Source organism: Sinorhizobium americanum (assembly GCF_001651855.1).
Lineage (GTDB): Bacteria > Pseudomonadota > Alphaproteobacteria > Rhizobiales > Rhizobiaceae > Sinorhizobium > Sinorhizobium americanum.
Genome location: NZ_LNQC01000021.1, coordinates 1 through 7,903, shown reverse-complemented (window position 1 = coordinate 7,903; position 7,903 = coordinate 1). Strand labels below are relative to the sequence as shown.

Sequence of the window (7,903 nt, the reverse complement as noted above, 5' to 3'; positions counted from 1 at the left end):
TTTCAGTACGCTGCGGCGGCGATAGGTCTGACTGAAAATGGGATTGGACATGCATTCCTCCATCGGGATCCTGTTTGCGGCTACTGACCGGCGGGCGAGCTGCTTGCCTGCGGCCTTCGTACTGCATGATGCGACAGGCGAGGAATGGAATACACATATAGTATATAGAATATGTGTAGTAATGTGGAATGATTTTCCTTCGATGACGGGCCCCACGGAGCACCACATTCTCCGAAGCGTGCGGCGGCACGGGAGATGCTGCACGAGAGCATTTGAGCCCGGCGAAAAGTCGACCGCAGCCTGATAGCACCCCGATTTTGTTCGTACCGATCCCCGACCTTTAAGGGCGGCCTGAGGTTTTCCTCTCCCATGTCCGCCAGGAATGCGCGTCGGTTCCGGGGCGGGTCTGGCGCTCGATCCATTACGAACAACTTGCCTATGATCCAGCTCCGTTGTTGTAGGATATTTCAGCACCGACGCTTATTCTTCGCGGTGAACTGCGAAGCATCAGAATCAGTTGAAAGGCGGAATCATCGGGTCACGGCTCATTTCGCTTCCGGGTCGGGGCCACAACATGCATTGGGAAGATGCCCCGAGCTTGGAATGCCTGGTCGGCACATTTCTCAGGGAGTCGTAGTCGTGTTCATCCCGAAGCCATCTCGCGGACCGAACGTGGGCGAATGACGTCCATTCCACCTGTGAAGCATTCTGGGAGCTCAAGGCAGGTCTGGCGGGATGAGGAATACTCCGAAGGCCAGAGCCTGCTGACCTGCTTGCAGATGCCCTCGCTTTGAGGTGGTTGACCTATGCCGTAGCGTGCGACGATGCAGGCTTGATCTTCCTTACTTGGACGCCCCTGGCGAAAAAAGTCGTAAATCAGGACCCAGCTTTGCCGCCGTACAGCAAGAAGTGGCGGATCGTTTCGCCCTGCTTGCCAGGATTGCTGAAGTTTGCGATAGCCTTCTTTTCACCCATCACGCTTACAAGGTAGGTCCAGACGACATCGGAGCGTCCACGACGACCGCGGGCGGGTCTTATATTACCAATTAAAGTATTGTGGGTAGCATATCGACGAAACGAACTCGTCCGTTCCCATCCGGAAGGCAATGCAGCATCAAAATGGGGCGTCCCGCTCCGGCAGATGTTACGCGGTAGTGATCCATTACCACTCTGGCGTATCCGCTTGAGCCAGCGACTGCGACGGGATTTCTCGGATCAGTTTCTTCCTGATGGCGGATGCGTAGTCAGAATAGGTATCTATACTCATAACAAAGGCGTTGTTCCCGACGATCACTTTTTGCTTGTAATAGCTAGCGAGATCGCGTTCCTCATCAGCCAAAACAAGCGCATTGACGGTTACGTCCATCTCCTCCGCCCGTCTACGTGCCATGTCCAAAGTGGCCACATGCCGTCTTTTTGGCGCGATAGTTTCCTTTCCATCTCCCGAAACGTTGACGATGAGCCGGGACGCGCATAGCCGCGGGTCGGTAAGCATATCCAGGGCGGCCCAGATGCCGCTGCCGATATCGGTATTGCCGAACACCGTGCGTTTGTTGCTTTCGACCTTTTGTGCAAAGCCTTCGGCATCATCGCTTCCCTCGATTATGGTCCAGTCGATCCGTTGCGCCGGAAACTCGCCGTCGCCCCAAAACATGACTCCAGCCGCCATGACACCGACGCTTTTGATGGCGGCAACTACGTGCTCGTCGCGAAAGGCCGAAGCGATCGCTTCTCTCTGGAACGCATATTCCGTGTCGTCGATGCTCCCTGAGGCGTCGACGGCCAACACCAGAGCCACGTCCACGCAAGGAGACAATCCGGCGGCAGGGGATGCGGCGCAGAGAAGCACTGCGGCAAACGCACAGATTCGTACCATTTCCCTCATGTGAGCCCCCTCGTTCCAAGAACATGCTTATGTGGAACACCCCCCTTGCCGGGGTCCTGAAGTCCAGGCGGTATTTCGGCTCGCGGTAGGCATATCGACCCGTCGCGCGAGATCGGTGCGGAAGTTACCGGAATCGAGATAGGCTTCTGCTTTGGCTATGGCGGCGACGCGGGACATTTTGAAAGCCCCCAGGCTTTTTGAAGTGGTCTGTTCCGGCAGATACGTTCGTGGCCTATCGCGGGTCCCCGGCGTGCCGATCAAGGTATGTGTCGCTGCTGATAGAATTCCGCGGCGAGAGCATACTCCTAGTTGCCGTAACTTGGGATTACCCATTCGGGCTATGTCGCGCCGTGGGCCCACAACAGACTGGGATACGCACGACAACTATCCTATAATTGTAGAGACGCTGTCTTGCACCGGGGAACCCATCCAATGCAGCGGAAGCTCGCAGCAATCCTGGCCGCTGACGTGGTGGGCTACAGCCGTCTCATGGAGATCGACGAGGCCGATACCGTAGTGCGGCTTGGAACCACTCGCGAGAACATGATCGATCCGAAAATCGCCGCCCACAATGGCCGGGTGGTCAAGCTGATGGGCGATGGCGAACTGATCGAGTTTCCCAGTGTGGTTGACGCCGTAAGATGCGCCGTCGAAATTCAGCAGGCGATGGCCGAGTGCAACGAGGAGCTGCCCCCCGAGAAGCGGCTCGAGTTCCGCATCGGTGTCAACCTTGGTGACGTCATTGTCGAGGGACAGGATATCTACGGCGACGGCGTGAACGTCGCGGCACGGCTCGAAGAACTGGCCGTCCCGGGAGGCGTCCTGATCTCGGGAACGGCGTACGATCAGGTCGAGAGAAAGCTGGACTACGGGTTCGATTTTCTGGGTGAGCGCCAGGTCAAGAACATCGAGAAGCCCGTCCGTCTCTACCGGATTCGCCTGGGCGATCATCCCCGAACCGCGGCCGCCTGGATGCGGGGCAAGTCCCGTCGTTCATGGCTCTGGCTCTCGGCCGCCGCAGCAGCTCTGGTGCTGACAGCCGGAAGCGTGGTTTTCTGGAGCTATTCCCGCGCACCGTCGGTGGAGCCGGCCTCAAGCGCAAGGATGGAATTCCCTTTGCCGGACAGGCCATCGATCGCGGTCATGCCGTTCACCGACATGTCCGGCGATGATGCGCAGCAACATTTCGCCGACGGTATGACCGACAGCTTGATCACCGACCTGTCGAAGAGTGCCGGTCTCTTCGTCGTTGCTCGGAACTCAACATTCGCCTATCAGGGCAGGTCCGTGGCGGTCAGCCAGGTCGCCGAAGAACTGGGTGTACGATATGTGCTGGAGGGCAGCGTTCAGCGGGCGGGAGATCGACTGCGGGTCAATGCGCAACTGGTTGACGCGCTCTCGGGAGGTCATGTGTGGGCCGACCGCTTCGACGGCAACGTCGCCGATGTTTTCGGCGTTCAGGACGCGTTCGTCACCAGGATCGTCGAGGCGCTGAACGTCAATCTCACGGGAACGGAGAGGACGGAGATCGCCCGCGGCAGGACGGATAGCCTCCGGGCGAAAGAGGCGTTCGACGAGGGCTGGAGCCTCTATCTTCGTTTCAACGCCGATGACAACGCGGCGGCCGTCGAGCCGCTCAAGAGAGCAATTAGGATCGATCCGGAGTACGGACGCGCCCAGGCCGCGCTCGCCTTGGTCTACTTCAGGATCGAAGACTACGCCTGGCACGAGGAGGTCCTCTTCAGACTCGATGAATATGTTTGGAACCAGCAATATGGAGCGCCTCCGCGAGTTGCCGTGTGCCGGGCTTTCGAGTACCTGGAAAACGCCACGAGATACCCCACGGCGCTCGGATATACGGCCCAAGCGCTGGCCCATCTGCGTTTCGGTCGAGCAGAGGAGGCACGCCGCGAAGCCGGCCGGGCGATTGAACTCGGTCCTAACGATCCTGAAGCGCAAATCGCCATGGCTTGGGCCCTGACGACTTCAGGTGAGCCGAACGCGGCCCTCGGCTTCGTCCAGAAAGCGCTTCGCCTCAATCCGAACTTCCCGAGCCATTACGTGCTTGCCCACGGGGTTGCCCTGTTTGCCGCAAGCGATCTGGAACAGGCGGCGGAGGTCTTCGACCAGGGAGCCAGGAAGAACCCGAACGCAACCGCACTCATGCCGCCGTTCGCATCCGTGTTGGCTGGCCTTGGTCGCCGGGAGGAGGCCAGGCGCAAGCTGCTGGCGTGGCGGCCGGGTTCTAATCAGGCCGCTCTCGAAGACCTCGCACGCGACTATAAGTTCCCGATACGATGGGCACCTGAATACAAGCGCATGCGGGAACGCTTGCTCGATGGGATCCGTGTTGCAGCCCTGCCACTGGACGTCACCGTTTCGAGCCTCACAGCCGAACTGAAGCAGGACGATGCCGCTGACAGACGGATTGCCGCAAAGCGTCTTGGCTGGTTCGGGCCGTCGGCAGCGGAAGCCGTGCCAGCCCTGGTTATGCTGCTCGGAGAGGACGGCGTCCGCGAGGAGGCCGTCCAATCTCTGAGAAAGATCGGTTCTGGGGCCAAGGCTGCAATTCCGGCGTTGGCGGCAATAGAGAAGGACAGCTTCATCGGCGGCCACGCCAAGGATGCGTTGAAGGAAATAAGGGGCGACTGATGGCAGCACATCAAATGCAGCGGCGATCTATGCACCGCCGCCGCGTACGGATGGTCGGCCGACGAGCCGATCACGACCCGCCAAGCGCCCAGATGAACCGTGCGAAATCCCCTGCCCAAAATTCCCATGCAAGGGATTTCTGAACGCGTCAGATGTATGTGCGGAAAAACAACATCATGCGACGTCGATCGCCTGGGCAAGATCGGCAATAAGATCCTCGGGATGCTCAATGCCGATCGAAAGGCGGACATATCCCGGTTTCACCCCGGTTGCCAGTTGATCGTCGGGCGAGAGCTGCGAATGGGTCGTCGTCGACGGATGGATGGCCAGCGAGCGCGCGTCGCCGATATTCGCGGTGTGGTAGAAGAGTTGCAAGGCATCGATGAAACGCCGGCCGGCCTCGCGGCCGCCGTTCAGTTCGAAACCGACCAGCGCGCCATACGAGCCGGATTTCAGGTATTTCGCCGCTCTCTCGCCGGCCACGCCGGTCTGGAATTTCGGAAAGACGACGTTAGCAACCTTCGGATGGGACTTCAGGTATTCGGCGATCCTGACCGCATTGTCGTTGTGCTGGCGCAGCCGCAAAGGAAGTGTCTCCAGGCCCTGGATGAGTTGGAAGGCGTTCTGCGGGCTGATGGCTGCGCCGATGTCGCGCAAGAGCACGGCCCTCGCCCGTAGGATATAGGGGTGAAAGGCGATCGCTTCCGCTTTCTCGATCCATGTCTTGCCCTGGTAACTCGGATCCGGCTCGTTGAGGTTTGGCTGGCGCTTCTTTAGCTCGGCCCAGGGGAAGTTGCCACCATCGACGATTGCGCCGCCGATCGAGGTGCCGTGGCCACCGATATATTTGGTAGCCGAATAGACGACGACGGCGGCGCCGTGGTCGAGCGGCCGAATGATCAGCGGGGCGGCGGTGTTATCGACGATCAGCGGGATTCCGGACGTCCGGCCGATGGCAGCCACTTCGGCGATCGGGAAGACCTCGAGTTTCGGATTGGGCAGCGATTCGGCGTAGTAGGCCCGAGTGCGATCGTCGGTGGCACGGGCAAAGGCCTCCGGATCGGAGGCATCGACGAAGCGAGTTTCGACGCCAAAGCTCTTCAACGTGGCCGCGAAGAGCGCCCAGGTGCCGCCGTATAGGCCGGCGGAGCTGACGATGTTGTCGCCGGCACGGGCGACATTGAGAATCGCGAAGGCGGACGCTGCCTGGCCCGAGGAAAGCGCGAGCGCGGCCGCGCCGCCCTCGAGTTCGGCGAGGCGCTGCTCGAAGGCGTCCTGGGTCGGGTTTGATACACGGGTGTAGAGATGGCCGGCGGCCTCGAGCGCGAAGAGCTTGTCGGCGCCCTCGGTTCCGGGAAGCTGGTAGGACGTCGTCTGATAGATCGGCACGGCGACCGCGCCCGTGGTGGGGTCGAAACGGAAGCTGCCGCCGTGCAGCGCCTGGGTCTCCGGATGACGGCTCCTGTAGGTCGAGGCGCCGGGTGCCGCATGCGGTGCGGCGGACTGGACGATGGCTTCTGTCGACTGCTGGACGGTCATTGCTTTCTCCATCTGGGTTGGGTTTAGCGAAGGCGCGGGCGCGCGCCGGATTGGATGAGGGCGACGACGAGGAGAGCCGCGGCGGCCCAGAGCAGTTCGGGCCCATATCCGGGTTTAGAGCGGCAAGACTGCTGGGAGCCTTTGCCCATGGGGACAGGCGGCAGCATATTAATAGGCGGAGCCCAGCGAGTCGCTGGCCAACTGCTCCGTGCCCAGTAGATCGGCATGATGGGCGCGTGCCACATCCGGGTGAGAACGCAGCCGGCTTTTCAGGTGGTTCTGGCCGATTTCACGGAATATGGGATTAAGTGGATCGACAGTGATGCCACGCTCGGCACTTTTCAGCTCTTGCGGCAGGTCGATCACCGGGATCGTGGCGTTATACCGGGCGCCGAGGAAGAAGGCCACAGAATAGCGTTCCGCACCCGGCGGAGGCGCGAGGACGCCATGCACGTCGGCGCGGACGAAGCCATTGGTGGCGAGTTCCAGGAGTTCGCCGGTGTTGACGACGAAGGTTCCCGGAACCGGCGGCGCGTCGATCCAGACGCCGTCCTCGGTCTCAACCTGCAGCCCGGCAACACTGTCTTGCAGCAGCACCGTGACGAAGCCGCCGTCCTTGTGGGCGCCGACGCCCTGGTCAGTCTCGGCAATGTCCCGACCGGGATAACGAATGATCTTGAGGAGTTGCGACGGCTGCGGCTCGTATATCTCAGCGAAAGCGTCTTCGGGCTGCCCGAGGGCTACTGCGATGGCTTTCAACACGTCGATGCTTACGCGGGTGACCTCCGCCTGATAGGCGAGCAGCAGGGGTTTCAGCTCCGGCAGCGCGTCAGGCCACTGGTTCGGCCCGATGAGGCGCTTCCAAGGCGGAGTGTCGGGCCCGATTTCGACCGGGGTGCCTTCCGTGTTGATGTCGAGCTGCTCGCGCCAGTCCTGCTTGCCCCGCGTACGCTCATAGCCGGCGCGATTATAGCCGCGGAAATGCGGCGACTTGACCATTTCGATCTTCAGCTTCTCTTCGAGCGGCAAGGCGAAAAAGCGTTTCGACGTCGAAAGCACATCGGAAATCAGGTTGGGATCGACGCCATGACCCGTAATATAGAAGAATCCATGGCGGTGTAGCGTCTGGCGGAGTTCGCCGATGAAGCGGCTGCGCTCCTGCGGGCCAGCGTGGAAACGGGCGATGTCGATCAGTGGCAAGTCGGTCGGTATGGAGTGAATACTCATGTTGCTCTCCTGCTTTGCGCTTCCGAGAAGCCTATAGTCCACAATTTTAGTAGACAAAGCACGTTTGTGCCGTGAAGCTCCTCGTTGAGGAAATCGTTTTGCGTTCGATCCTCACCTGCCAAGCGCTGTGCGCTCTTCTGCTGGGCGGCCGTCGCGTGACGGCGTTCCACGAAAGCGGTCGATCGCAGAAAAACCTTCTCGCACTTAGTACATAAAAATGATAGAATAACTGTATTGGTGCTGCCGAACTGCGATGCTGAAGGCCATCGCATCGCCCGAACTCGACGGAGCCTACGGATGAGCAAGACCATTCGCTTCAACGCCTTCGACATGAACTGCGTTGGCCATCAGTCGCCGGGGCTTTGGGCGCATCCGCGTGACAGGTCTTTCAAATACAAGGACCTGGACTATTGGCAGGACCTGGCGCGCACGCTCGAGCGCGGCATCTTCGATGGCATCTTCATTGCCGACGTGATCGGCTATTACGATGTCTACAAGGGCAACAACTACCACGCGATCCATCAGGCGGCGCAGATTCCGGTCAACGACCCGCTGCAATTGGCGGCGCCGATCGCGCTTGCGACCGAGCATCTCGGCATT

Annotated in this window: 4 protein-coding genes and 1 pseudogene; 2 read left to right on the top strand and 3 right to left on the bottom strand. The window is 60.3% G+C overall.

The annotated features are described in order from the left end of the window. Positions 1–1,162: 1,162 nt before the first annotated feature. Positions 1,163–1,885: a DUF1194 domain-containing protein gene (locus ATC00_RS00260; RefSeq protein WP_064251586.1), complete on the bottom strand. Its 723-nt coding sequence runs from the start codon at positions 1,883–1,885 to the stop codon at positions 1,163–1,165. 432 nt (positions 1,886–2,317) lie between these two features. On the opposite strand from ATC00_RS00260, the gene ATC00_RS00255 reads away from it, so the two are divergent. Then, positions 2,318–4,537, top strand: a complete 2,220-nt coding sequence (locus tag ATC00_RS00255; protein WP_064251585.1) for an adenylate/guanylate cyclase domain-containing protein — start codon at positions 2,318–2,320, stop codon at positions 4,535–4,537. A 174-nt stretch (positions 4,538–4,711) separates the two neighbouring features. Here the strand turns inward: ATC00_RS00255 and ATC00_RS00250 are convergent, their stop codons facing one another. Then, the gene (locus ATC00_RS00250; RefSeq protein WP_064251584.1) at positions 4,712–6,076 is read right to left on the bottom strand and encodes an O-acetylhomoserine aminocarboxypropyltransferase/cysteine synthase family protein; all 1,365 of its coding nucleotides are present in this window, start codon (positions 6,074–6,076) and stop codon (positions 4,712–4,714) included. 168 nt (positions 6,077–6,244) lie between these two features. Next, positions 6,245–7,303 carry an isopenicillin N synthase family dioxygenase gene (locus ATC00_RS00245; protein WP_064251583.1) on the bottom strand — a complete coding sequence of 353 codons (1,059 nt, stop codon included), beginning with the start codon at positions 7,301–7,303 and terminating at the stop codon, positions 6,245–6,247. Between the two features lie 297 nt (positions 7,304–7,600). On the opposite strand from ATC00_RS00245, the pseudogene ATC00_RS00240 reads away from it, so the two are divergent. Continuing rightward, positions 7,601–7,903 (top strand): annotated as a pseudogene (locus ATC00_RS00240) (5,10-methylene tetrahydromethanopterin reductase); the annotation flags it as partial.